The organism is Actinoplanes sp. NPDC049118 (assembly GCF_040648555.1).
Classification (GTDB): Bacteria; Actinomycetota; Actinomycetes; order Mycobacteriales; family Micromonosporaceae; genus Actinoplanes.
In genome coordinates, this window is sequence record NZ_JBEZDY010000051.1 from 1 (window position 1) to 26633 (window position 26633).

15 protein-coding genes are annotated in these 26633 nt (G+C 67.0%); 10 read left to right on the plus strand and 5 right to left on the minus strand.

Features of this window, described 5'->3' with window-relative positions:
- Positions 1 to 146: 146 nt before the first annotated feature.
- The 8 genes from AB0B58_RS41325 to AB0B58_RS41360 are packed head-to-tail and all read left to right on the plus strand — an operon-like array spanning position 147 to position 6049.
- The gene (locus AB0B58_RS41325; RefSeq protein WP_360236544.1) at positions 147 to 545 is read left to right on the plus strand and encodes an RRQRL motif-containing zinc-binding protein; all 399 of its coding nucleotides are present in this window, start codon (positions 147 to 149) and stop codon (positions 543 to 545) included.
- Complete coding sequence (locus tag AB0B58_RS41330) at positions 542 to 832, plus strand: hypothetical protein (RefSeq protein WP_360236547.1); 291 nt, start codon at positions 542 to 544, stop codon at positions 830 to 832. Before AB0B58_RS41325 ends, AB0B58_RS41330 begins: the two co-directional genes overlap by 4 nt.
- Positions 829 to 1527 carry a hypothetical protein gene (locus AB0B58_RS41335; protein WP_360236550.1) on the plus strand — a complete coding sequence of 233 codons (699 nt, stop codon included), beginning with the start codon at positions 829 to 831 and terminating at the stop codon, positions 1525 to 1527. Before AB0B58_RS41330 ends, AB0B58_RS41335 begins: the two co-directional genes overlap by 4 nt.
- Complete coding sequence (locus AB0B58_RS41340; RefSeq protein ID WP_360236553.1) at positions 1524 to 1817, plus strand: hypothetical protein; 294 nt, start codon at positions 1524 to 1526, stop codon at positions 1815 to 1817. The genes AB0B58_RS41335 and AB0B58_RS41340 overlap by 4 nt, the downstream gene beginning before the upstream one ends.
- Positions 1817 to 2713 (plus strand): hypothetical protein, encoded by an 897-nt coding sequence (locus AB0B58_RS41345; protein ID WP_360236556.1) that lies wholly within the window; start codon positions 1817 to 1819, stop codon positions 2711 to 2713. Before AB0B58_RS41340 ends, AB0B58_RS41345 begins: the two co-directional genes overlap by 1 nt.
- On the plus strand, positions 2710 to 4455 hold the full coding sequence (locus AB0B58_RS41350; protein ID WP_360236559.1) for a replication initiator: 1746 nt from the start codon (positions 2710 to 2712) through the stop codon (positions 4453 to 4455). The genes AB0B58_RS41345 and AB0B58_RS41350 overlap by 4 nt, the downstream gene beginning before the upstream one ends.
- Positions 4452 to 4670, plus strand: a complete 219-nt coding sequence (locus AB0B58_RS41355) for a helix-turn-helix domain-containing protein (RefSeq protein ID WP_360236562.1) — start codon at positions 4452 to 4454, stop codon at positions 4668 to 4670. Before AB0B58_RS41350 ends, AB0B58_RS41355 begins: the two co-directional genes overlap by 4 nt.
- Positions 4667 to 6049: a site-specific integrase gene (locus AB0B58_RS41360; RefSeq protein WP_360236565.1), complete on the plus strand. Its 1383-nt coding sequence runs from the start codon at positions 4667 to 4669 to the stop codon at positions 6047 to 6049. Before AB0B58_RS41355 ends, AB0B58_RS41360 begins: the two co-directional genes overlap by 4 nt.
- 1815 nt (positions 6050 to 7864) lie before the next feature.
- Here AB0B58_RS41360 and AB0B58_RS41365 read toward each other — a convergent pair.
- The 5 genes from AB0B58_RS41365 to AB0B58_RS41385 form a co-directional block, all read right to left on the minus strand.
- Positions 7865 to 9709 carry a polysaccharide deacetylase family protein gene (locus AB0B58_RS41365; protein ID WP_360236568.1) on the minus strand — a complete coding sequence of 615 codons (1845 nt, stop codon included), beginning with the start codon at positions 9707 to 9709 and terminating at the stop codon, positions 7865 to 7867.
- A gap of 665 nt (positions 9710 to 10374) precedes the next feature.
- Positions 10375 to 10854, minus strand: a complete 480-nt coding sequence (locus AB0B58_RS41370; protein WP_360236571.1) for a hypothetical protein — start codon at positions 10852 to 10854, stop codon at positions 10375 to 10377.
- Complete coding sequence (locus AB0B58_RS41375; protein WP_360236574.1) at positions 10854 to 11360, minus strand: DUF6346 domain-containing protein; 507 nt, start codon at positions 11358 to 11360, stop codon at positions 10854 to 10856. Before AB0B58_RS41375 ends, AB0B58_RS41370 begins: the two co-directional genes overlap by 1 nt.
- Positions 11361 to 11452: 92 nt before the next feature.
- The gene (locus tag AB0B58_RS41380; protein WP_360236577.1) at positions 11453 to 17995 is read right to left on the minus strand and encodes an RHS repeat-associated core domain-containing protein; all 6543 of its coding nucleotides are present in this window, start codon (positions 17993 to 17995) and stop codon (positions 11453 to 11455) included.
- Positions 17996 to 18096: 101 nt separating this feature from the next.
- A complete protein-coding gene (locus AB0B58_RS41385) occupies positions 18097 to 22131 on the minus strand; it encodes a LamG-like jellyroll fold domain-containing protein (RefSeq protein WP_360236580.1) in 4035 nt (1344 codons plus the stop codon).
- Positions 22132 to 22880: 749 nt separating this feature from the next.
- On the opposite strand from AB0B58_RS41385, the gene AB0B58_RS41390 reads away from it, so the two are divergent.
- The gene (locus AB0B58_RS41390) at positions 22881 to 24608 is read left to right on the plus strand and encodes a PIG-L family deacetylase (RefSeq protein WP_360236583.1); all 1728 of its coding nucleotides are present in this window, start codon (positions 22881 to 22883) and stop codon (positions 24606 to 24608) included.
- A complete protein-coding gene (locus AB0B58_RS41395) occupies positions 24605 to 26614 on the plus strand; it encodes a S8 family serine peptidase (protein ID WP_360236586.1) in 2010 nt (669 codons plus the stop codon). The genes AB0B58_RS41390 and AB0B58_RS41395 overlap by 4 nt, the downstream gene beginning before the upstream one ends.
- Positions 26615 to 26633 lie beyond the last annotated feature (19 nt).

A 26633-nucleotide genomic window follows, 5' to 3' on the forward strand; every position in this document is an offset into this window, starting at 1 on the left:
ATGGTCGGACTGTCCGCCGAACTCGACGACGCCATCGGCGACGCCGTCATCGGCCTGCGCGCTCACGGCTACTCCTGGGCCGAGATCGGCGACCGTCTCGGCATCTCCCGCCAGGCCGCCCAACAGCGCTGGGGCGGTGACCGGCGATGACCGACCTCGACGCCCTCACCGCCCGCACCGGCATACGGGCCGAGTTCTACGACCCGCTCGGGACCCGCTACGGCTTCCCGACCTTCCCCTACCACTACGCCCCCGACAACCTGGCCACCCGGCGCCAACTCCGCGCCGACGGACTCCGACCCGGCGGGCAACCCGTCGTCGCGCAAATGCTCTGGCGGCACCGCCAACAACGCCGCGTCGCCTACCTCTACCGCCGCGACCTCGCCGCACCCAAACGCACCGCCACCCCGGCACAACGCGCCCTGATCGCACGGATGCTGCTCGCCCGGCGGACCTGCCGCCACTGCGGCATCACCCGGCCCTACTACATCCCCCGCTCAGCCGGCGCATGCCTGATCTGCGAACCCGGAGGCGGCACCCGATGACCACACCAGTGCCCCACGACCAGGAAACCAACGCCGCCTGCCCCTGGTGCATCGACGGCTTCACCCCGATTGGCGTTCACCCCGACCTCGGACCGGTCTTCCGCATGTGCCCCACCGACGACTGGTGCGACGTCTGCGGCGACTACGGCCTGTTCCCGGCCGACTTCATGCCCCTCGACGAGCGCATCAACGCGCTCCTGCACAACGGCCTCGCCACCGTCTGGTGCCCGAACTGCCTCGGCATCACCAGCGTCATCCCGCTGACCAACAACGGAGGCATCCGATGACCGCCCCCAAATCCCGGACGGAGAAGGCCGAGGGCCTGGTCCTCGTCGCCATCCTCCTACTCGTCGCCGTCGCGGCCGGTGCCGCATCGTTCACCCACGTCCACGACTGGACGATGGACAACACCCCGGTCGGCACACCCGACTGGTTCGGCTGGGCCAACGCCGTCATCTCCGAACTCGTCCCCGTCGCCGCCCTGCTCACCATCCGGCGACGCCGCCGCACCAACGGCCCGATCGGCTACCCCCTCACGCTGCTCATCGCCGCCGCCGGGCTCTCCCTATCCGCGCAACTCGCGGTCGCCAAACCCGGCCCGTCCGGATGGCTGCTCTCCGCAGTGCCCGCACTGGCGTTCATGGCCCTGGTCAAACTCGTCCTGGCCCCCGCCCACACCCCGACGCCGCCCGCCGTCACCACAGACGAAACAGCCGCCGTCACCGAGGAAACGCCGGCTATCGCGGCACCGGTCGTTCTCGACACCGCACCCCGGCCGGAGCCTCCGGCTCACCTCATCTCGGTCGCCCGGTTCTCCGTCGTCCAGCACGAGCAGACCACCGGCCAGCCCATCACCGTCGACGAGCTCGCCGCCCGGATGAGCGTCACCCCGGCCATCGCCGGACAACTCCTCGCCACGGTCAAGCCCGGCCACCATGCCCAGATCAACGGCAACACACCTGTGCTCGGCGGCGCCCGATGACCTTCATCCGCGTCGACGTTCACCACCGCACCCACACCTGCCCCGCCGACCCGGAACCCCACCCCTACGACACCCATCGCCGCATCGTCGCCGTCGTCGACGGAGGCCCCTGCCGCAAGCCGGTGACCATCCGGTCCGGCGACACCATCGCGTGTGGCCGTCACGAACCCGTCGTACGGCAGTGCCCGGCCTGCCGGGTCACCGTCATCGAGCACTCGGTCACCGCGACCTTCACCGGCCACCACGGCCCGCAGCACCCAACCGCTGTCACGACCGGGGTTGCTGCCTGATGAGTTCGACGCTGGACCTCGCATCCCGGGAGCAGTCCGCCCGGGGTGCGGGATCGAACACCGAAACTATCGCCTCAGTACAGTTCCTGCTCGGCACCCACATGCCGAGTTGGCTCAGCCGCGACCACCTCGACGGCCCTCAATCGCATCCGGTACCCCTGTTCATTTCCGACCGGCGGCTACGCGGCTACCGCAGCCTGCCCCGCGCCGTCACATCATGGGCCCTGGACTCCGGCGGCTTTACAGAACTGTCCACGCACGGCAGCTGGGACCATGGCCCTACTCCAGCCCAGTACGTGGCCCGGATTCGCCGCTACCGCGACGAGATCGGCTCGCTGCTGTGGGCTGCCCCGCAGGACTGGATGTGTGAACGCCGGATCACCGCCAAGACCGGCCTGACCATCGCCGAGCACCACCGGCGCACGGTCGACAACCTGCTCCAGCTGCGCAGCCTTGCAGACGACCTCACCATCATCCCCGTCGTCCAGGGCGAGACACCCGGCGACTACCTGCGCTGCGCCGACCTCTACGCCCGAGCTGGTATCGACCTCACGAACGAGCCCCTCGTCGGAGTCGGTAGCGTCTGCCGCCGCCAGAACACCAGCGAAGCCGGCCACATCCTCACCGCCCTACACGGCCTTGGCATCACCCGCCTACACGGGTTCGGCTTCAAAATCCTTGGCCTGCGCCGCTACTCCCACCTGCTCAACTCTGCTGACTCGATGGCCTGGTCCATTGCCGCCCGTCGCGAGTCGGCGTTACCCGGCTGCACGGGTCACATCAATTGTGCCAACTGCCCTCGCTATGCCTACCGGTGGCGTCAACACGCCACCGCGTCCCGGCCGCACGACCGGCAGCCTGCCCTGTTCGACTGGCCCATTGGAGCGGCCAGATGACGACGTGGACGCAACCCGACCCGTCGTACACCGCCGCCGGGCAGGCTCTCGCCCGCGCTGCACGACCGGACTACTTCGTCTGGCTCGAACACGTCAAAGCCGCCGCCGGATGCACCCGCCCGATCCGGCTGTCCGGCCTCCTGTCCACGGTCGACGCCACGACCGGACGGCTCCTCAACGACCGACACACCGACGGCCTGCCCGACGCCGCCATCTTCAAGGCCTGCGGGAACCGCCGCGCCACCGTCTGCCCGTCCTGCGCGCAGACATACCAGCGCGACGCCTACCAGCTGCTGCGTGCCGGACTCGTCGGCGGCAAAGGCGTCCCCACCACCGTGGCGACGCACCCGGCCGTGTTCGTCACCCTCACCGCCCCCTCGTTCGGCACCGTGCACAACCGCATCGTCCGCAAGCACTCCTGCGCCGACCGGCGCCGCTGCGACTGCCGCGCTGAGCCCTGCCACCCCCGCCGCGACACCGGCACCTGCAGGCACGAACAGCCGGCGGCCTGCTGGGCCCGCCACGAAACCGGCGACCCGCTCCTCGGGCAACCGCTGTGCCTGGACTGCTATGACCACACCCACCAGGCAGTGTTCAACCTGTTCGCCCCCGAACTGTGGCACCGCACCAAACAGGCTGCCGAACGGTCCCTGAGGAAGCTGTGCCGCCGCCGGGGCATTCCTTTCCACCCCGCCATGTCCGCCACAGGGAAGGTCACCTACAAGGCCCCGGTCCGGCTCTCGCCCGGCAAGGTCGCCGAAATGCAACGCCGCGGTGCCGTGCACTTCCACGCCATCGCCCGTCTCGACGGCGTCAACCCCGACGACCCGGCCGACCTCATCACGCCACCAGCCAGGATCGGCATCGACGATCTCATCGTCGCCTTCGCCCAGGCCGCGACGGACATCGCCTTTACTTCCCCAGCCCACCCTGACCGGCGCGAAGGCTGGCACATCGGCTGGGGCGAGCAGGTCGACATCCGGCCCATCACCATGACCGGCAACGATGAGGTCACCGACGCCATGGTTGCCGGATACCTTGCCAAGTACGCCACCAAGAGCACCGAGGCCACCGGGCACACCTCCAGCCGCATCACCGCCGACACCGTCGACGACTTCGCCGACCCGGCCGGAGACCACATCGCCCGCCTCATCGACGCCTGTTGGCATCTGGGCCGCGCCACCCACATCCCGACTCCACTGACCGGCAGGCCCGTCCCCTACCCCGACCCCGGCGACCGGCTCACCCCCTTCGGCACGCCCTGGACGTGCCAGGACTGCGGCACCCGCACCCGCTACGCCGCCTGCCCGGTCTGCGTCGCGGAACGTCAAGCCAGCCTCGACACCAAACCGGCCAACACGAGCAAACCCCACCCGTACACACGGCTCCGCCGGTGGGCGCACATGCTCGGCTTCGGCGGCCACTTCCTCACCAAGGCGCGCCGCTATTCCACCACCTTCGGCGCACTACGCGCCGCGCGCATCGCGTACCGCCGCCACGAGCACAACGCGCCTACACACGCTTACCCCCAGGCGCCGACATCCGCCGAACACCTTGAGCCCGATACAACGCTGCTCATCGGCACCCTCACCTTCGCCGGAGTCGGCTGGCACACCCACGGCGACGCCCTGCTCGCCAACACCGCTGCCGCACTGGCCCGCGCCCGACAACAAGCCGGACACGAAGAAATCGCCCACGAACTCGGAAGCACCATCACCGGCACTCAGCCGGTCGCCGCATGACACAGATCGGAGAAAGGCATTTGACGGTGGACAACGACCTACTGACGGTGCGGGAAGTACTCGACATCCTGCACGACGTTTCGCGACGGACCTTCTATCGCTGGCGCGAGCTGGGAATCGCCCCGGCCTGCGTGCGACTGCCCAACGGCGAACTACGCGTCTACCGCCGTGACCTACAGGAATGGATTGACCGCCACCGAGAGGCGGCAGCATGAAGTCTCGCAACGTCCGGGTTCGGGCAATCCAGATCAACGCCCTCGCTGGACGGAAGAAGTCCTACACGGTGCGGTGGGTCGTCGAGGCTCTGCCCAAGTCACGTACGTTCTCGACCCGCGCCCTGGCAGACAACCATCGGTCGGATTTGATGCAGGCCATCAATCGGGGAGAAGCGTTCGACTCGGACTCCGGATTACCTGATTCACTCGTCCCTGCCCTGGACCGGGTCAGCTGGCTGTCTTTCGTCCGTCGCTACCTGGACATGAAGTGGCCCCATGCGGCAGCCACGTCCCGTGACAGCATGACCGAGGCGCTGGCCACCGTGACTCCGGTTCTTGTACGGGACATCGGTGGTCGGCCCGATCCTGCCCTGCTCCGGCGAGCGCTACGCCGGTACGAACTGCTCCCTCAGTCCCGACGGATGGAACGACCGGCCGAGATCGAGGCGGCTCTGCGTTGGTTAGAGAGGGCATCACTTCCGCTGTCCGAGTTAAGCGATCCGGCCGTTGTCAGGTCGGTGCTCGACTTCCTTACGACACAGTCAGATGGGCGAGCGGCTGCTGCCACTACCCAAAGACGCAAACGCGCGGTCTTCTACAATGTCCTGCAGTACGCCGTGGAGCTCGACCTGTTGGACTTCAACCCGGTGGACAAACTCCGTGTGCGATCGGTGCGCGAAAAGGTAACCACAGAAGTAGACCGCCGTGTGGTGATCAATCCGCGCCAGGCCGAAGAGCTGCTCATCGCCGTCACCTACGTCGGGACACGCGGCGAGCACGGCTGGCGGGGCGAGCGCCTGCGTGCGTTCTTCGCGTGTGTCTACTACGCCAGTCTTCGCCCGGGCGAGGCGCTGGATCTACGAGAAGCCAACTGCAAGCTTCCCGAGACGGGCTGGGGACTCATCACGATTGAACGTTCGCGGCCAGCCGCGGGCAAGCGGTACACCGACAGCGGTGACGTCCACGACGATCGAGGGCTTAAGCATCGTGGCCGGCACGATTCCCGCGACGTGCCGACCCCACCCGTACTAGTGCGCATTCTGAGGGAGCACCTCGACCGGTTCGGCGCCGATGAGCACGGCCGGCTGTTTCGCAGCCCGAGAGGCAATGTGGTGGGTAGCACAACCTATACACAGGTCTGGCGGGCTACGCGCGCTCTGGCCCTGCCCCCCGATCGGCTGTCCTCGCCCCTGGCGCGGCGCCCTTACGACTTGCGCCACGCTGGTGTGTCGCTATGGCTCAACGCCGGAGTCCCCGCGACCGATGTCGCAGAGCGCGCTGGCCACTCTGTCGATGTCTTGCTCAAGGTCTACGCCAAGTGCCTCGACGGGGACCAGGAGCGGATGAACGCCAAGATCGAGGCCGCGCTGGACGGGTGAACGCCTACCAAATGTGAGGGTCGCAGTCGGCGCACTGCGGCCCTGTTTTGCATTTGTTGACCTGCTGAATCACTGCCAAGATCCATTGCACGTACTCTGCACGACTGGCGACAAACGGCCGCTTCCGGTGGCATACGACTGCATAACACGAGTCCGACGGTTGACACCGACGCCTCGCTGTTGGTGCAGGTCAGAAGGTGTTTTGCCTAGCGACCGAGGCATTGTCTGTTTCGTTGAGAAACGCTCTGGGCGGTTTAGGAAACCGATGCTCTATCCCCTGAGCTACGAGGGCGCGAGTGCTCAGCTTACCTGCCAGCGGATACCAACGCGTACCAGGGCGCACCAACCACTGCCAACGCGTCTGACCTGCCGTTGCTCCGGCCCATGGAGCAAATATGGAGCACACCGATCCCGCGACGATCGGCCTGGTACCAACCCGTGCTAGGTAGTACCAACGGCTGCCAACCGGTGCCAACGTCTCACCGAGCAACTACCGAGCATTCGTGAGCGGGCGATGGCTGGGCCAACTGGGGCCTCGTCGTTGCTGGAATCTGATCCCGGCCAGGGCAGGGCCGGTGCGGGCATCTGTCGAAGGTGAAGCCTGACTTTGCCTCAACTCGATGACGTCACAGACAACAGGATCAAGCTGGTCGCCGGATCTCGACGCCATGACCGCCGAACGCCGCCGCCCACTCAATGACCGATACCTCACCTGGATCCCGGTCCGCGTCACGGGCCATCCAGGACGAAGCGGAAGCGGCAATTATGTCGTCAACCAAATCGAGGTCAACACCGCTCGCCGTGCGACCAACGCGATCCTGCGCTGTACCGAAGTTCGAGCTGGGGATTAAAAGTCTGCAGTATTCAAATAGGATCACCTCGATATGAGAAATGGACGCTATTTACGTGCCGTCCGACCCCGCTCGGCTACATAGCTCTCCGTCCAGCACGTCGATTACAGCCTTGATGTCGTTTGGATGCGCCGAAATCCGGCCTCGTCCGAGTGCGTCCGTCCCGGTACGGAACATCCGAGCGACCATGGAGCGACCAGGCGACCCAGCCAAGACGAGGCACGCCACGTCGACTCTGAACAGGTTCCGACGGCCGCACGCTCTACGACCTCTCCTGGCAGGAGCTCCGCATCAGGTCGGTCACGTGCTCGGCACGTGACCGTAGTCGCTCGCCACGTTCACTCCTGCTTCAGGATTACCGAATGAGTGTTCCAGTCTGGACGTAGCTGGGCGTTCTCCGCCGCATCAAACGAATTTCTTCTCAGCCGGCACGATAGGCGGGAAATATCTGTCAAGCAATCGGAGGCTGTAATGAGTTGCAACGAGCCGGATAACGTATTTCGTCGGTGAGGTCGCAAGGACCCAGCGACCGCCCGGCGTCTGGACGGACGATGTCCGCGGCTTGCGGATCCAGTACAGCAGCTGGTACCTCAGTTCCCGATAAGCAGGAACCGCGGACGCGCCGTCGACGGGGTGGTCTCGGCACCGCTCGGCAAGCGCAGATCGCCTACGCTCAGACGCAGGCCTCAGCTATCACAGGCAGGAGCCCAGGGCGATTGCGTAGTCTGAAGGCAGGCGTCTGATCTGGGGATTCGCGGGATGAATGGCCTCTGTGGAGGCGAAGGCGGCGAGTGAGAACACATCGGTGATCATGAAGTTTCTAGGCTGCACAACCCCGAGGACCTCACCCGCCGATGGCATCATCTCTCATCACCGCACTAACCTCGCGCCTTCAGTATGGGTGGTCAGCGACAGGGACGGGGAACGCGAAAGTGCCACTCCCCGATCGCGACGATGTCTTCGGTCAGCTCATGACCTCGCCGACCGTACGGACTTCCATGCCCCGGGCCTTGATTGCCCGCATGATCTTCTTGAAGTCGTCCCGATGGCACTCGGAGCTGTCCGCCGGTGTCGTCGTGACGACCCGGTGGAAACAGAGGATGAGCCAGCCGCCAGCGTATTGGGCGCGGTCGAGCAGGCCACCCCGGCCGATCAGAGTGTCCGGGTTCGACATCCCCTTCTGCGTGGAGCTGATGCCGGTAAGGGAGCGCAGCCGCATCGGCATCGGCGGCGGGGTGCACTCCCGGTTGTCCTCGGCGAGGATCGACCGGCCGGTGGAGAAGTAACGCTGCACGATCGCCTCGATGCTGTGGCCGTCGGTCGTCTGCCCGAACTGGCCGCCGGGATAGGCGAACGAGTCGCTGTGGAAGTTGTTCTCCCTCATCCAGCCGCGCAGCGCGCCGGCGTCCTTGTCGACCACCTCAGCCCTCACCCCGCTGTAGCGGGCGGCATGCACGGCGCCTTGATAGGAGTGCCCGGCCACCTCCCACCCGGACAGGTTCTGCGCCGCCCGCAGCTGGTCCGTCGTGAACTTGCCGCCCGTGTTGATCTGGTCGGCGATCGTGTACGTGGTCCCGCGAAAGTCGTATTTGTCCATCAGCGGACGGCCGTTGGTGAAAACGTCCTGCCACGAGTCGTCAAAGGTGATCGAGACCAGCCCGTTGGAATAGGTGGAGTTGACGTCCGGAACTATCTCGACCGCCTGGAGCCAGACGGTGCATGGGCCCGCGCCGGCGTCGATCACCGAGAACCGCATGTCGGTGAAACCGGCCCGGACGGAGGGCACACGGGCCGCGTTAATCTTGTACGCCCCGCTGGAGCCGTTGAGGTCACCCCACTGCAGAGTGACCGCCACCCACTCGCCAGACTGCACCCAGTTCTGCTTGTTCGAGTGCGTGTGCACCCGCCACCGGAAGGCGTTGGCCAGGCCGGACGTGCCGACGTAGAAGTTGATCCAGCGCAGCTTGTTCACGTCGGACACCTTGAAGATCAGACGGATGGCCTTACCCTTCAGGTTCACCGCTGGGCCGCCCAGCCGCTCCACGCTGGCCTGGTCGGCATCGGTCCCGTCGTCGCCGGCCCTGCCGGCGGTGGTCAGCGAAACGGACTGCTTGCCGCGTACGAACCCGGTGGTGTCGTCGAGGATGACCTTCCCGACGTTGCCGCCGGTGGCGGTCCAGTCATGGCCCTTCTGGAAGTTCTGCGACCAGGACGCCGGAGTCAATGCCGCAACGGCGGAGGGAGCGCCGAGCAGCATGGGGCGGGCCGATCCGCTGTTGAAGATCCTGGTACCGGCGGCCAGCATGGTCGCACCGGTCCCGGCCGCCACCACACCAGCTCCGACCGCACTCGCCTTGAGTAGGGATCGCCGCGGCGGTCGGTGGGACTTGGGCCGTAATGGATCACTCATGGCCGCCACATTAGCCTCCCTCTTTCGTGCGTCCAGCAGACCTGGAGGTGGACTGATGTAGTCGATCTTGGGTTGTAAGCTCGTCGTCGCTTGCCGGTGTGAGTCCGGTCCGGGTAGCTGCCAGGAGGCCCGGTAGCAGGCTGGCGGCCTGGTCTGGAAACGGGTCGGGTCGAAGCCAGCGTCGAAAGCCCTGATGGGGAGCGACTGAGCGCCGCCGCCATGCGAACGTGGCCTGAGCGTCACAGCTACCTCCACCGCCGTCGATCGACTGGCTGTACAAGCCGCATGGACGGGTGCATCACCGCGGTATAGGAACGGCGCATGGCCGGTCGAGATATTGACTTCTGGTATCACCAGGTTCGGGCCGAGTGGGGCGACGCGCGGGACGAGGTTCGACATTCTCAACAGGTACAAGCCCGACCGGCTGCGAGCATTTCTGCATCCGAGGAACAGGCCCTCATCGGCACGCTGATGCACTGCACTGCACCGCAGTCTTCTCGTGGGGAGTTGTGGTGGATCAGCTGGCACTCGGGGACACCCCGGGACCAGCTGCCGCACTCGAGTGCGGCCAGGATCAGGTCGGTGCCGCGGCGGTCGAAGGCTTCCAGCCCATGATCCGACGAACATGTCCCGAACGGCGACAGGCCAGAACACGCCTTCACCCACCGGATCTGGGTGGCGTCGGCGGTTCACAGGCGGTTCGGGCCGGCAGCGGTGAACGGCCGGTTGACCAGGTCCGGCGCCGGCATGTGCCCCCGAGGTCTCCCAGATCTAGTGGAAGTTCGAGATCAGGCCGAGATCGACCATGTCCCGGTCGCACGGCAGTTCGGCCTGCTTAACCCGCTGATAGAAGGTCGACTCGCCGATGCCCCGGACCTCGTAGCAGGAGCGCGACCGCGAAGCGGCCGCAGTGTCAGCACGTGCCCGCAGGTCGTCGGGGTACCTCTTCGGTGCCGCCCTGGAGCTTCCTCCCCATGACCATCAGGCCATGGGGAGGAAGCCGTCAACAACGCCTGTCCACAAACCGGCCGCATTGATCCCAAGGCCACGAGACACGGGGCCGTTCAGGCGGGGTCGGGGAGATAGAGCGCCAGCTTTTTCTTGATCAGGGCGTTGAAGGCGTAGCCCCAGATGCGGGTGCCGCGGAAGGTGTGGGACTTGCCGGCGGCGAGGTCGACGACGGCGGGCTGAGCCAGGACCGCAAAACCGCCAAGGTTGAGCTGGTGGGGACGCTGAGTGATCGCCACGGCACCCTGATCGGCGCTTTCCGCCACCATCACCGGCAGCACGACCACGCCAGACTGGAAACCGCGCCATTGCCCCTTGCGCTCGACGGCCAGGTTGACGGCCTCGGCGGCGAACTCACTCATGGCGGCCTCGTCGATAGCGCCGGCCTTCGCCGCGACCAGGAAGATGTGACCCCGCACGAGGGCCCGCATCTGGGACTTGTACCCGACCAAGCCGAGCTTCTCGTGGGTCACCGCGCAGCCGTCGGCGTTGAGCCGCTCCTCCACGCCCTTCAGGTACCTGTCCGCGTCGATCATTACCGGCCTCTCACAATTTTTCGCTGCCACCAATCAATGAAACCTACAAACCGGGATGCCCCGCCCACCGCCGCCAGCAGGCAAGTGAATGCCCACAACAGGAGGCCGATGAACAGGAACCATCCGAGGTAATACAACACTCCGGCATAGATCTGCCCCCCGGCGCTGGCTTCCTTGCCCAGATTGCAGTGGGCCTCCGGCGGATCGAAGCAGGCCTCGTGCAGCTCGACAGTCTTGTCGACGTCGGCCTTCGTGAGAATCGACCGATCGACCTCGGCCTGTCCGCCCTCCGGCAGCCGAACCCGGCAAACCCACCAGAAGCCGAGCCGCCGGTCATGCAGCGGCCCGACGCGCTCGCAGCTCTCGACCCGCACGTGGACCGCGCGTTCGTCCGGGCCCTGCGCCCCGACGGAACCCGTGCCCGGATAGAACGCGACCAACGTGTTGACCGCGATCGTCGAGAGGTAGGCCGCGGCAAGCAGGACGACGAGTCGGAACAGCTTCACGAGCCGGTATCCGACCGGCCCGTGCCGCCGCCACGCCGACTCCTCCCGGAGCCTGATCTTCCGGGTGTAGGCGGCTTCGGTGGGTCGATCTATCAGGAGAACGCTCCTCCCAGGAATCCGCCGAGAACCTGAACCGGCGTGTTGATCGGATGATACGAAGGTCCTTCTGCCATGAGTTCCTGGAGATCGCTGTTGGTCGTCGGCGCCAACCCGCCGGCGACCGCACCGAGAGCACCGTCGACGGACAGCCCGCCCTTGACCATCAGGCGCGCCGTGTCGGCGGCAATCTTAATGTGACCCAGCGCGCCGCCGCCCGCGCGGCTCACGTCGAGTCCCCAGGTCGAGGCCGTCGCGCGAGCGAACGAGCTGGCGTTCGCCTTGGCGGAACCTCCGATCGCCATGCTCGCCTGCTGCGGGAGCACTTCCCGCACGGCGCCGAGGGCCTGTTTCGGCAGCGAGGTCACCGCCGCCTTCGCCCCGCTTAGGCCGCCCTTTATCAGCCCGCCGCCCGCCGCACCGAATATGCCGCCCGCCGCGCCCAGTCCGGCGCCGATTGCCGTCTCCTTGATCAGGTTGCCGGCCCCGCACTTGCTCTTGTCACCGCCGTAGCACTCGAGGCCGGCAGTCACCAGCCCGGTGACCGCACCGCCCAGCGCACCGCAGAGGACCGCTCCGCCACCGCCGGTAAGCACCGTGCAGCCCAGCCCGACGACCACGCCGGCGACCACGCCCACCACATCGGCATGCTTCGCCATGAAGTCCATGGTCGCCGCGCCGGCGTTCTTCACCTTCCGGCCCTGACGGCACCAGAAGCTGGCCTGGCACTCCTTCGCCTTGCGCGCGCGCTGCTGCGCGGCCCGCTGCTGCGCGGCCTGCTCCGCCTCCCGCTCCACGGTCTTCTGACGCTTGATCTCGCCAACGTACTGGTCACTGAGCTTCATGGCTTTGTCCATGCTTGCCTTGGTGACGCCGTCGCGCGCGGTGGTCGTGCCGTCGTAGTAGCAGCCGCCACCGCCGCCGGGGCACGGGTCCTCGCCGGTGGGGTCGGCGTGGCTGACCGGACTGTTGTAGGCGTAGGAATACGCGTTCCACTGTTGCGGATCGCCCAGGTCCATCACCGGGTCGACGGAGATGAACCGGCCGAGCATCGTGTCGTACCGGCGGGCGCCGATGTTGACCAGGCCACTCGGGTCGTTGTCGCCGCCTACGAAGCCCTTGCCGTTGACCCAGTCCGGGTTGGTGCCGCGCGTCGCCCCGTAGGGGGTCTGCCGCCGGATGGTCACCGCCTGCGTACCGGCGTTGACGGCGATCTGCTGTGTGCCCTGGTGGTCGGCGAACAGCCAGGTCAGGTCGGTGATCGCCGAGGATGCTTTGCGGGAACCGCAGATCGTGCCCGCGAACGTGTAATAGCGGGTGCCGATCGTGGAACCGCCCTGTTTGCGGATTTCCTGGCCCGGCAGGTAGAGCGTGGTGCCGGTCGAGTCACGCCGGATGAGCCGGCCGCCTTCGGCGTCGTAGACATTGCTCTCGACCGCGCTTCCCCCGGCCGTGACCGTGGCGAGCTCACCTTCGGAGTCCCACCCAAGGGTCTGGCTGTTCGCGTTGGTGTCGCAGTCGTTGCCGGTGCTGCCAGCGACCGGCCGACAGATCATGTTGCCGCTGTCGTCGTACCTGTACTCGGTGGTGGTGGCCGCCTTGCCCGGCAGGGTGGTGGTCATTCCGGTGACCGCGTGCGGCCGGACTATGTCCTTCCCGCCCTTCGGCACCGTGTATTCCCGCAGGGTGGCTCCGGCCGTCACGTGGCTGGTCTCGGTCAGCCGCGAGCCGGTGGAGTCAAACGTCCAGTCCTGCCAATACTGCGCCGGGCCAGCCAAGTCGGCGACGGCGGGACCTGTCTTGCAGTCGATCGTCGTCTTCGGCGTCCAGGCGCTAGTCAGACGCCCGAGCGGGTCGGTACGGAAGCACTGCTTCTCAGCCTCGCCTACCTCGGGCTTGTCCTCGATCGAGGAGATGTTGCCGACCTCGTCGTATGAGTAGTTGCGGTCGGAGATCGTGCCGGCCACGGTCTCCCGCTTGACCGTGGTGCGGGAGATCCGTCGGGTGCCCTCGTCGCGATAGACGAAGTCCTGGACCCACTTGCCGTCCGGCATCTTGTAAGTCGAGCCGGACCGCTCGCCGTACGCGGTGTAGGACGCCGTAGCCATCGTGCCGACCGATCCGGTCAGGCTGGTGTCGAGGCGGGCCGGGAGGCCGGTTGCGCTGTCGTAGTCGGTGGTCAATTCCTCGGTGACGAGGCCGCCAGCCGCCGGATACGACATCGAGGTCTGCGCCCCGGTCACATCGGAGTACTTGTACGCATAGATGTATGTGCCGTCGAGGCCGGTCTCGGTCCCGGGGATCACATGGTTGACGCCGGTCGGCTGGTAGCGGGCGTTGAAGCCGCGCACCTGCCATTTGTACGCGTTGGCCGACCCGGCCGGTTCGTACCGGACAGCCTGGGTGAGCTGCCCGTTGAAGCCGGTCTGGCCTCCATAGAGGCTGTCGTACTTCCACTCGGTGCGCAGCGGCCCGGTCGCCGAGTCGTCGCGGACCTGCTTCTTACGACCGATCTTGTCGTATGTGTAGAACAGCTTCTCGCCACGGGCGTCGGTCGTGCTCTCCAGTTCGTCGTAGTCGTTATAGGCGGTCAGGGTGCTGCCTTTATCCGGGTCGGTGCTGCGGACAAGCCGCCCCTTAGCGTCGTAGGCGCTGCTCCACTCATTTCCGGCCTGGTCGACGACCTCGACCTGCTGGTCCTTGCGGTTGAAGAAGTACTTAGTCTCGACATACGCCCCGTTGACGCCGGACGCTGTGGTGTGCTGCCGCAGCGCCACGACTTGGTCGTCGATGTCGGTCACCGTGGTGGTGGGTGTGCCACCCACCGGCGGGGTCACCCTGGTGAGGTCGCCCTCGTACGCGGTGACGGTGCGTCGCTGCTCCACGACGTTACTGACCCCGTCGCCACTCAGGAAGATCGCGTTGGTGACGCGGCCCGCCCGGTCGTAGAGATTCTTATCGACCGACGGCACCGACCACTCCGGCTCCGACCAGAGGGTGCCAGACGCCGCGCCCGGTTCGGTGTGTGCGCCGTAGGAGGTGGCTGCCCGGCCGAACTCGTCGTAGATGGTGTCGGTGACCACTCGGTCGCCACCGCCGCCCAGCGAATACGACTGGGTCTGCCGCGGCCGCAGCAGGGCGTCCATGATCTCGTACTGCGTCATGTAATTGCCGTCGGCGTTCAGCGTCTGCGACTTGATGTACGGGTACGCATTCCGGTCCGGCGCGAACTTGTACTCATACTGCGCGTTCGGCTTGTCGGGATTGGCCGCCCGGGTCCATCCCAGCTGCCACACCCGCGACACCCGGCCTAGCGGGTCGTAGTCCACGTCCGCGTTGAGCCGGCTGTTCTCGTCGTACTGCTTGGTGGCCGAACCCCAGTACGGGTTGGACTGTATGCTCGTCGTCCAGCCTAGGGCATTCTTTGTGCTGACCTTGGTGATGGGCCCGCCCACCGCCGGGGTGTAGGTCGTCTCGGTAAGGTTGCCCTTTATATCCGTCGTCGTCCTGGCGCGGCCGGCACTGTCGTACGTGGACTCTGATGCCTTCTGCCACACCGTGCCGGTCTCCGCCATCCAGTCCTTGAGCTGCTCAGTCTTGGTGACCGAGCCGTACGTCGGTGGCGTGGTGAGGCTGGTGGCCCCGTCGTAGTAGCTGCGTGCGTCGGAAATGACGTAGTTGACGTCCGACGGCGCGGTTCCGCAGGGGAGCGCCGTGGTGAGGGTACGGCTGACCGTCTGCGTCAGATTCTTGCCGATGTTGCGGTTATACGTGTACGAGACGCACTTCTCGTCGCCTGTCCTGGCGATGTCACCGTCGTTCTGCGACCAGTTCACCGTTCCGTACGTCTGGTCGAGACTCTTGCGACCGCTGGATGTACGCCAGCCCCGGCTGCCGTCCACGCCCAGCGCATCCGACGAATAGGTGACCGCCGTGTTGACGTAGCGGGCCTCGACCGTGTCGCCGTTCTTCGTACGGCTGGACGTCGGGTTGGAGCGCCACGGCACATTCACCGTCTTTGACACCGGCTTCGTGTCGACACCGTTGAAGACGATCTGCTCGCGAATCTGCCCGGCGAACTGGTCCTCGTCATAGACGGTCTCTGAACCGACTGAGGCGGGGGCTGGAACTGTGCGGGTGCCGCCGGACGGCGCAGCCCGGTCCCCGTGCATGCCGCGTAGGAACTTCGTGACAGTCAACGTACGAGTGTTGACCTCATCGCCGACCTGGGTGCGGACCTCGGAGTAGCCACGCCACTGGCCCCAGGTCTTGCGGTCGGGCTTGGCGAGACCGTCGTCGTCCGCATAGTGCCAGGCTGGATCGCCTTCATACTGGTAGCGGGTGTGCTTGGTCGGGGCCGGGTGCCCAGTCGGCACCTGCAGGTCGTCCTCCGCGACGTGCGTGACAACGTACTTGTGCCACCACTGCTCGACCAGCTTCTCCCCGGTGGGGTCGTTCGGGTCAGTCACCAGCACCGGATAGCAGCGTCGCGTGTTGGACTGCGGCTCCAGCGTCTTCACGATGCCTGCCGTGCATTCGGGCTCCGAGTAGTCCACCTTGATGCGGGCGCCGGTCTCGGTGACGATGCTGGATATCCGCAGCCAGTTGTCGGCCGAACCGTTCTCGGTCAGCACGCGGTTGGCCATCGATACCGCCTCGAAGGTGACCGGCGGCAGGCTGGTCTCACCACCGACCAGGCCGGCGTGGTCGATCCGTTCAAGCCAGAGGCCGGTATGTGTGGAGTCGGCGGTCGCCGAGAACGTGTGGTTCAGCACCCACCTGTCCACGTCCTGCCAACGGGCCGGCGAGACGCTGGTGTCCCACACCTTTGTGGTTATCGACTTAAGCCGCTTGGCGGTCCAGAAGGTCGGCGAGTACTTACCCGAACAGGACGTCGCACTCTCCTTGCACTCCTGATCCCAGGGCGTGTCCTTCCAGTTGGCGGTCTTCGGCGCCGACTCGCTGCCGCAGTCGGAGAAGCACCGCATGTCGGGCTCAAAGACCACCTGGGCGTACGGATTGACGTTACGTTCGGTGACGCCGTGCGCGGCCTGGGTGCGATCGTAGGTCCCGTAGTCGATCCGGGTCAGGTACCCGGCACGGTCATAGGTGACGTCGGAGGAGTCGGTCGCGTTCTGCGCGTACTTGTTGGTCTCCTTGCCGTACCAGAACGACATGGTGTTACCGCGCACATCGACGACGTAGTCCAGGTTCCAGCGCCAGGCCTGCTTGCAGTCCGATGACGTAAACGCGGTCGCGTGACAGGGCTCGCCAGAGTGGTTGCCAAACACCGGAACGGTCAGCGTCGAGTTGGTGGCCGACGTCTCGCCGGGCAGGTCGTTGAGACCGAAGAAGTACTGCGTGCCGTCGGTGGTGGTGACCTTCCAATGCTCCCCTACGTCGCCGTACGCCGCGTCACCGGCATCGCCATTTGAGGCGCCGGTCAGCTTCTCGATTTTTGAGCCGTCCTCGGCTCGGTTGTGCCAGCCCTTGCCGGTCTGGAAGATCAACTCGCCGCCGCGGCCGTTGAGGCTCATCGTCGCGTTCTCCGACCGCCAGCACTGGTCGCCGCTCGACTTAGTGCTGTTCGCACCGTTCTTCGAGTCCTCGGCACACGGCACGTAGCGGCGCTCGATGTACCCGGGCGAGTACTCGAAGCCCTCACCGATCCAGGACGGCTGGTTGTTGGTCACCTCGGACCGGCCGTCCACCGCCGACGAGGAGTAGGACAGCGACAGTTGGGGCGCCGGGCCGGTGGCCGGTGGGACGCGCACCGGGTAGGACCAGGAGAAGTCGCCCGAGTTGCCGCCTGCCGACCAGGTCGAGGACGCGGCCAGGCCGGTGGCGCCGAAGTCACCATCCGAACCGGACGCCGCCGCGGCCAGTGCCACGAAGGACCGGGCGGCGGACACCGCCGCCGGGGCGGTGCTGTCCGCGTCGACGCTCACCGTCGCCGAGGCGAGCCCGGCAGACTCGTCCAGAGTCGTCGATAGCGGCACCGATCGGCAGGCCGACGCCTCCGGCGTGGTCAGCGCGCACTGCGGCACTCGCCACAGCTTCAGACGTGAGGCCCAGTCGGCGCCGTATGCCTTCTTGAATCCGCTGTAGTCAACCGAAAGCCTCGCGATGCCGGCGGTCGCACCGCCCGGTGCACTCACCCGCATCATCAGGCCGTCCCGCCATGTGGCCGGAACGGCTTTGCGGTCTACCACCTGCACGTCGACTTTGGACAGCCGGGCACCCGCGGCACCCGGCGCATCACCCACAAATACCGGGAGATCGCCGGCCTTGACCCGGCGGGTGGCCGCCGCTGATCGGGCGGCGACCGCGGCGGAAAGGTCGACGTGCGCGGTAGCCGCCTTCGGCCACACCGGAGGTGCAACCGGCGTGTCCCGAACCTTCCTCTGCGTCCAGGCACGGCTACCGGAGACCGGTCCGCCGTCGCGGTCCAGCTTCTCCGCCTGTGGCTTACCCGGCTTCGACTTCTCCGCCGCCGAGGCCGCCGGCGCCGGCGCGGTCGCGACCAGTGACAAGACCACGGCGGTGGCCAGCGATCCGGAGAACCACCTGCGCAAACGCCTACGTCGCGCACCAGCCGACCGTACGAACATTCCCTGTCCCCCTTGAGTCGACATGTCCGTCATCGCCGCCACACGACCTGGCCAGCCGCATCGAGAAGTGCCAGATCGCCGTCGTCGTACAGGACCAGCCGATCGGCGGTCGTGTCGTACGTTCCGGTCGACCACAACATGGTCTTGGCACTGCTGTAGAGCACGAGGTTGCCGTCACCCTGCATGATCAGCGAGGCGCCGGGATTTGCGGTGGTGTTGGTGGACCAGATCGCGGTGTCGTTCTCGTAGAGCACGAGATTGCCGTCCTCCTGCATCCACAGCTGGTAGGTGCCGCTGTTGGACCGAAGCGCCTCGCGCTCGTGCAGCGTCTGGTCCACCGCGAGCACGTTTGCGCCGGAGAGGTCGGCCGCCTGCGCGTCGAACCTCGCGGAAGTCACGGCGTCATTCATCGCGCCCTGGTACACCGCGACGTCGTCGATGCCGCCGTTCCACTGATCCACTAGCGCGTCGTGATATTGGGTGCGCCCCACGAGAAGCGACCCGGTCGAGTTGAACGGGGTGAACCCCAAGGGCTCCCAGCCCGCGAGCGTCCCATTGACGTAGATCCGGATCTGCTTACGGCCCGCGTCATAGACGCCGACCAGATTGGTCCACGACCCTGGCTCGGCAACCGAGCTGGACTGGACGCCGTGGAAGGTAGTGGAGGCGGCATCCTGCGCGGCGACCACGAACTCCCACTTGCCGGTGTCCGCGTCGTACTTCAGGCAGAACGAGCTCTCGTGTGCACCACGCTGCGCGACGACGGCGCGATTGCCTCCCTCGTCGTCGCCGAGCATCGCCCAAGCCGACACCGTGAACGACTGGTCGGTGCGTAGCACCGTTTTGTCCTGCCACTGCGTGAACTCGTTGCCGTCATTGTCGGGCGGGATGGTCCCGGTCTTCACGGCGCTGCGGCCGTATTCGTCGGTGGTCTCAGCGGAGGTGCCGTCGTCTGCCGGGAAGTACCGGTCGTCGAGCCACATGCCCTGGTTGCTGGCAGAGCGACCAGCCGCGATGTCGGACCCCCGGCTCAGCGCCAGCCACCGGCCCCACGCCGTGGTCGTATCCGGCGCCTCGCAGGTGTCCCGCAGGTCGTTGACGAAGCAGGGATACGCCGCCTCGAAGTTCCACCCGCCGACCTGGGCCGGAGTGAGGATCCCCGGCTCGTCGAATCCGCCGGACGTGGGGTCGGAAGCCAACTGGCCGGTGAAGTCCAGCGCCACGAGCACCCGGTCGAAGACCTGGATATCCGCGATCGATCCGTTCCAGAAGTTGCCGCCCGCGCCGGAGCCGAATCCGCGGCCCACCGCGAACTTGCCCGTCGCCGGCCACGGCGTAGCCGTGCGGTCAACCTGGGCTACCAGCACCCCGTCGACGTAGAGGCGGAGCTTCTTCTCGGCCGCGTCGAAGGTCCCAGCCACGTGCGTCCACCGACCCACGTTCGCCGCGGTGATGGCGGTCGGCGACATGGCGGCGACGGTGGTGCCCGACTGCGCGCTGTTGTCCTTCATCAGGAACGACCAGTACGGGACCAGTGGGCTGCCGCTACGACGGACTCCGATCTCGAATCCGGCCGCGTCGGGGCCTTCCTGCGTGGCGAACTTCATGTCGGTGCCCGGCAGGGCTTCGAGCCGGACCCAACCGGCGACGCTGAACGAGCCGGTCGTGTTCACCAGCGCAGACGTGGTGGTAGCGGCGGATGAGGTGCCGTTGAAGGTGGCGGTCTTGCCCTCCTTCATGCGTAGGTCACTGGTCCAGCTCACGTTGGCTGAGGTCAGCGGGGAGTCGACCGGCGCCGGCATCCGGTCGGCCAGCGCGGTCGGCTCGGTCACGCCCGGGTAGGTCTCCAGGCCCCACCTGGCGACCGCCGTGGACGGCCGGCCGACGACGCCGACCTCCACCGAACCGTTGCCCTCGTTCAGGGTGGAGTCGATGGCCTTGACCAGCAACACACTGGTGCCGAAGCGCGGCGCGGTGACGTCCACCTCGGCGTACTTCGGGTTGGTGCCCGACGCCGTGACCGGTTTGGTCGCGGCGTCCCAGCCGTATTGGAACTTTGTCACATCCGGCGAGGTCGACTGGATCCGGATGCGTCCCTTCTGGCCCGCTCCGGCCGGCAGTGTCACCACCGACGCGGTCACCGTCGGCACGGTCGTGTCCACCTTGAACTGACACCACGCGGACCAAGGGCTGACCTGAAAGTAGGGTGTTTTGTCGGTCGCCTTGGCACGGAAGGCGTACGTCTTGTTCTTGACCGCGGTGACCGTAGCGCTGGTGGCCCGGGCACCTGGGGTGACCGATGTCTTGTTCGGCGGCGCGGTCTTGCGGGTCGGCGAGGTGTCGGTCACCGAGCCCATTCCCGCGGCCGGTACCTCGATCCACTCGAACGCTGCGGTCAATGAATCGGATTTGTCGGCGTCCGGAAATACCGCGGAGAACGTCGGGGTCAGCGTGCCGATGGTCACCGCACCGGAGGTACAGCCCACGGTAGCCACCTGCGGGTACGTCGGCGCGGTCGGCCGGGTGTCGTAGTCGATGAAGAGCCTGGCGTCGTTGGGGTGGAACTTCTTCCACCGGTTCTGGGTCGACTCACCGGTGCCGTCATCGGCTCGGGCCGTGAAGCCGAAGGCGAGCGCTGTCCAGCTGCCGGTTGCCCCGTCCTGCGCGAATTTGGTGACCGCTGCACCGGAGAAGTTCATCTTCATGTCGCCCTGGAATGAGTCACAACCGCCTGCCTGGTTGGCATGGCCGGAGGCGGTGTCCAGGAACCGGTTCAGCTTCATGACCGACCAACTGGCCTTCATTGTGGCGTTAATCGCCGAGGTCCCGTACATCGAGGTGACCGTGCTGTCGCAGGACCAGGAGTGGTCCAGGTTCATCTCGACCCGCGCCGACTCGATGTGCTTGCCCTTGAGTGCCACCCCGTTAGCGGTGGTCGGGAACTGGAAGAACGACCTGTAGAGGGCGCCGGTGTCGGGGTTCTTGCCGACCCGGGCGGAGGAGTAGTCGGTGTTCGACGAACCGTTGTCAGTCGCGTACGCCCACTTGGCCTTGTAGACCGACCACGCCGGGTCGACGTAGAGCGGGAAAGCCGCGTCCTTGAGTAGTTTGGCGTCGGGACGCAACACGAGGTCATGGCCGGAGAGGTTGACCGACACCGGCGCCAGTCGGGCCGCGTCACCGGCGCCCTCGTGCGTCGACCTCGGCTGCATCCGCGTTGTGCCCCGTGCCAGCGGGGACTGAACCGCGGGCGCAGGGCGCGAATCCCACATCAGTGCCGGCTCGGTCGAGGCGAGGACGGATCCGGCGCCGAAGGCGCGCAGCATTCCGCCGCCCGACCTGACTTGGGCGTCGCCGCCCAACCTGAACCGGATCTCCCTCACGGCGGACTGGGTCGCGGCGGCCGCCGTTTTGATTACGAGGGTGTGGGTGAACCCGGTCTCCGTCGCCCGAACCACCAGGTCCACATCGGAAAGAACGTTCGCATAGGTGGCCGAAGAATCCGAGACTGTCGGCGCGGGCAGCTTGCCCGGCCACGACATCGTCATGGTCCGCCCGGCGCGAGTGAGCGTGGCCAGAGGCCCGGTGCCGTCGGCCGAGAAGGCGACGTCTGCGACCGACACCGCGGGGCGCAGCCGGCCGTCGCTGTCGGGCTTGAGGGACAGGTCGACGTCGGCCCATCCGGAACCGCGCCGGGCCCGTTCGGGGACGACCGACGACTCGAACGTCAGGCGTCCATCCGGTTGCGCGATGACCTGAGAAAACTCGGTTCGGGAGGCGTCAACCGCGACTGGCTTGCCGCATCCCGCCGCCAACTGGATGGCGGCCGTCTCGGTACCGGCGAGTTCATCGCACGCCGCGGCTGCGGCCTGTGCGGTGTGCGGCGCTATCACATAGCCAACGACCAAGCCTGCCGCAAAACATGCAGGCAGAAACCTCCGCCACATAACGCCCCCCGGATCGATGTGTGTTGGCAGCGCCGGGAACACTAGGGCATCGATCATGGAGCGCGCCATGCCGTGATAACAATCGAAATCGATCATCACGGACACGCAGTTGATCACGTAACAGTGATGTGCATCACTTGAGGGACACCCGTGCGGGATGGACACCAGCCACCAACCGCAGGGACCGTCCGATGTGGTGTTTCGGCGGATCCTCGCCGTCGACACCCGCCGCAGCGGTCGGACGGCACCCGACTTGATTGCGGCCTGCGCGGTATGACCCACTGCCGGGCCGGTCCGCAATCTTCGTACCGGCGACGGGTTTGCCCTGGCGACGAGGGTGGCTCGACGAGCAGGGAAGGGCCGGCTTGGCCCAGCGCATCGACTTCGAGGACCTGGCACAGCCGACCGAAATGTCCCCGGAGAAGCTGTCGAAGCGCCGCACCGGACGAGGACAGACGAGGAGAGGTCCCCGGGCCGACCGATTCGCCGAACAGCTCACCTGCTCCACGACGTCGCACTGGGGGAAGTGCTGCGACAACGGCTCTATCAGCTACCGGGGCGGATGCTGCCGCGAAGCCGATACGGCGGCCCAATTACCCACAATCCGCACATAACACGATCCAGCGGCGCGGCTCGCCGCCGTCGCCGCGACCGGCGTCAAGACCGTGAGCGTCGAGTCGGCCGACGAGAGTTTCGTGCCGACCTGAATCAAGGGAGAAAAGGTGATCTAACGGGGCGCTCTAGACGCCGACGCGAGCCATCAAGATGTGATTGCCAAATGATCGACCGTCCATTGTGGTCCCCGCTTCAGTTTCGTAGATCATGTACAGTTCGCGCGCGTTCAATGTCGATCTTCGGGGAATCGCGTGCTGGGCAAATACCTATCAAAACGGCAAAGGCGACTGGCTGGCACACTCGCCGGAGTCACCGCACTACTCGGCGCAACCCTGGTCACCATCCAGGCCAGCGGCGGGGTTCTGGACACCTCCGGCTGCTCCCGTGGCCGGGTTCTCAACGTCGTCGCGCACCAGGACGACGACCTGCTCTTCATGAACCCGGAAGTCCAGCGCGACATCGATGCCTACCGGTGCACCCTGACGGTCTTCATGACGGCCGGCGACGCCGGTGCGGGTTCGGCCTACTGGCAGGAGCGGGAGAACGGACCCCGGGCCGCGTACGCGCTGATGGCCGACGCCGAGAACGAGTGGGCCTCGAAGACGGTCACTTTCGGTGCCTACGCCGTTCGGTATGAGAGCCTGGCCGGCCGCCCGGATGTGGCGCTCGCGTTCGTTCGCTCGCCGGACGGTGGTGGCGGCGGGTTCCCGGCCAACAACGGCGAGAGCCTGATGGAGCTGTACCAGGGTGCGCTCCCGAAGATCTCGTCGGTGGACGGGGTCAACACGTACACCAAGGCCGGGCTGACCGAGATGCTGCTCGGCGTCATGAACACGTTCCAGCCGGACACCATCCACACGCTGGACTACTCCGACAAGAACATCGGCGCGGACCACAGCGACCACCGGGCCGCCGCGTACCTCACCTTCGACGCGCACCGGAAGTATCTGACGCCGCACAGCATCGGCGCCTTCATGGCGTACGGCGTGGACAGCCTGCCGACCAACGTCTTCTACGCCGTCGACGACCGCAAGATGGACGTCTTCATGGCGTACGCGGTGCACGACTCGAAGGTGTGCCAGACCACCGGGGCGTGCCGCAACGGGGCGTACGACATCCGTTCGTTCCGGCAGTACCGCAACGCCGGCGAGCAGGGCGGCGGCCGGAACGTGATGCCGCTCGCGGCCCTCTCGGCCTCCTCGGGCACCAACGTCGCCAAGGCCGTCGACGGCCTGACCAGCGGCGACCCGGTCGCGACGGGGAACGAGTGGACCACCGCCGGCGGGAAGGCCGGTAGCTGGATCTACGGCCGGTTCGCCAATGTGCAGACCATCGACAAGGTGGTCCTCTACGACCGCCCGAACGCCGGCGACCAGGTCACCAGCGGCAAGCTGACGTTCAGCGACGGCAGCTCCGTCAACGTGGGCGCGCTGCCGAACACCGGCGAGGGCAAGGTCGTCAGCTTTCCCCCGCGTACGGTGTGGAGCCTGAAGTTCACGGTCGCCGGGGTGTCAGCGACGACGAAGAACATCGGCCTCGCCGAGATGCAGACGTACGCGACCTCGGTCGCGCCGCAGGCCACGGTGAGCGCCTCGTCGCAGAACGCGACGGCCAGCCAGCAGGCGGCCAAGGCCGTGGACGGCTACACGGCCGGCGCCGGCTTCCCCACCAACCGCGAGTGGGCGACCGCCGGCGGTAGGGCCGGGAGCTGGCTCAAGCTCAAGTGGCTCAAGCCGCAGAGCGTCGGCAAGGTGGTTCTCTACGACCGGTCGAACGGCAGCGACCAGGTCACCGGGGGCAAGCTGACGTTCAGCGACGGCAGCTCGGTTGTTGTGCCGTCCCTGCCCAACTACGGCACGCCGCTCACCGTGACCTTCACGAAGCGCACCGTCACCGAGATGACCTTCACGGCGACCAAGGTCAGCGCCACCACCCGCAACGTCGGGCTCGCCGAGATCCAGGTCGAGGCGGCCCGATGACCGTCTACCGGTCCGCCGCGCGGACCGCACGGCGGCGGGACAGCCGGCGGCTGAAGATCAGTCTGCTCGGGGTGGTGGCCGTGGTGGCGGCCGGCATCACCGTTCCGGCGTTCGCGGACACCGACCCGGACGTCCGGCTGATCGTCGGCCTCGAGGCGGCCGGGCGGCAGGACACGGCCGAGGAACTCGCCGACAAGGGCTACCGGCTGAAGACCAAGGGCCGGCTCGACCGGCTCGGTGCCCGCACCCTCCTCGTTTCGGAGGATGACGCGGCGAAGGTCGCGGCACGGCTGCGTGACCAGGACGGCGTCGCGTTCGTACAGCTGGACCGCAAGGTCTCGGCCCTTGCCGAGCCGGGCACCGAGGCCGGCGAGGCGCCGGGCACGGAGGCCGGCGAGGCGCCGAGCCTGGAGGAGTCCGAGCCGGCCGGGCCGAGTCCGGCGACTCCGGGCACGCCGTCGCCCTCGGAGGTCTCCAGCCCGGCGGTCGAGCCCACGATCGGCGAGGATCCGAACAATCCGGTCGGTCACCCCACCGAGTCTTCGACCGCGCCGGAGCCCGAGCCGACGGAATCGCACCTGGTGACCGCCGCCTGGGACGCGCTGGCACAGCTCGGAGTGCCGGATGCGCTCAGGTCCGGCACCGGTTGGAGCAGCCAGACCGTCGCGGTCGTGGACACCGGTGTCACGCCGGTCGGCGACCTGGCCGGTGCGGTCCTGCCGGGCGTGAACGTGGTGGAGAACGCGCCGAACCCGGCGGACGCGGGCGACGACAGCACGGACGGCCACGGGACGGCCGTCGCGTCGCTGGTCAAGGCGGCCTGCCCGACCTGCAAGATCCTGCCGGTCAAGGCGCTCGACAAGCGGGGCACGGCGTTCGAGAGCGAGGTGGCCCAGGGCATCACGTACGCCGCCGACCAGGGCGCCCGCATCATCAACCTGTCGTTCGGCGCCCCGGTCCAGCCGGGCACCCCGGACGCCGGGGAACTGCTGCAGAGCGCCGTCGACTACGCCCGCGGCAAGGGCGCCGTCGTCCTGGCCAGCGCCGGCAACGACGCGTACGGCAGCGTGAAGTACTACCCGGCCGCGAACGCCGGCGTCCTGGCCGTGTCCGGCACCAACTCGTCCGGCGGGCGGTACCTGAAGTCCGACGACCCGGACGGCGTCGCCGGCGCCAACTTCGGGGCGACCTGGGTGGATTTGGCCGCGCCGTACTGCGCCGCCGCGCTCACCACAGTCGGCTTCAGGCGGCAGGTCTGCGGGTCTTCCTTCTCGACGGCGCTGGTCTCGGGCGTGGCCGGGCTGGTGAAGTCGCGTACCGCCGCGGCCAACCAGTGGAGCATCGAGAACGCCCTGACCAGCAGCGCCACCGCTCCGGCCGCCACGGACAAGTGGCTGGCGTACGGCGAGGTTCGCGCCGACCGGGCGGTGCTCAAGGTCGATGCCACCCCGCCGGTGGTCGGCGCCACCACGCCGAGCTACATGCAGCGCTTCCGCGGCACGGTGACGGTGACGGCAAGCAACATCACCGACGCGGGCGGCGACTATCCGGGCGGTTCCGGCGCGATCCGGGCCGGGCTCTACGCCGACGGCAAGTACGTGGCCAGCGACTACAGCGCGCCGTTCTCGATCAACTACAACAGCGGCACCCTGAACCGCACGGTGAAGCTGCAGTGGAAGGTCATCGACCGGGCCGGCAACACGGGCATCCTGAACCGCAACGTGGTCGCCGACAACCTCGCGCCGACGCTGACCTGGGCCTCGGGACCGAAGAACAACGCCAAGGTGAAGGGCACGGTCACCGTCACGGCGAAGGCCTCGGACGCCGCCGGCGTCTCCCGGGTCGAGCTGTGGATCAACGGCAAGCTGGCGCAGTGGGACTGGACCTCGGGGTACTCCTTCAAGGTCAACACCGCGGCGTACGGCAAGACCATCAAGGTCCAGCTGCGCGCCAACGACAAGGTCGGCAACGTCCGCTACCTGAGCACCTACACCTGGAAGCGCTGACGCCCCGGGGGTATTGTCC